This window comes from Sphingobium sp. (assembly GCF_041987595.1).
Taxonomy (GTDB): Bacteria; Pseudomonadota; Alphaproteobacteria; order Sphingomonadales; family Sphingomonadaceae; genus Sphingobium.
On sequence record NZ_JBHIWJ010000267.1, the window covers coordinates 1 to 510 of the forward strand.

At 66.9% G+C, this 510-nt stretch carries 1 pseudogene; it reads left to right on the forward strand.

From position 1 onward, the window contains the following. A pseudogene (locus ACFC3J_RS23105) lies at positions 1 to 510 on the forward strand (conjugal transfer protein TrbE); the annotation flags it as partial.

Sequence of the window (510 nt, forward strand, 5' to 3'; positions counted from 1 at the left end):
TCGGCGGTCTGGGCCGGGCCGGACCGCGACGAGCATTTCCGCAGCGCGCCGCTATTCTTCGGCAAGACCGAGGGCTCGACGCCGTTCCGCTTCTCGCTGCATGTCGGCGACGTCGGCCACACCCTGATTGTCGGTCCGACCGGTGCCGGCAAATCAGTGCTGCTGGCGCTGATGGCGATCCAGTTCCGGCGCTACCGGAAGAGCCAGATCTTCGCCTTCGATTTTGGCGGCTCGATCCGCACCGCGGCGCTTGCGATGGGCGGCGACTGGCACGACCTCGGCGGCAGTCTGTCGAACAGCGCGGAGGACTCCGTCTCTCTTCAACCGCTGGCACGCATTGGTGACGCGGCGGAACGCGCCTGGGCGGCGGAATGGGTGACGGCGATCCTCGCCTAGGAAGGCGTCACCATCGATCCGACCGCGAAGGAGCATGTCTGGTCGGCGTTGACCTCCCTGGCTTCCTCGCCGGTCGAGGAACGGACGATCACCGGTCTGACCGTCCTGTTGCTA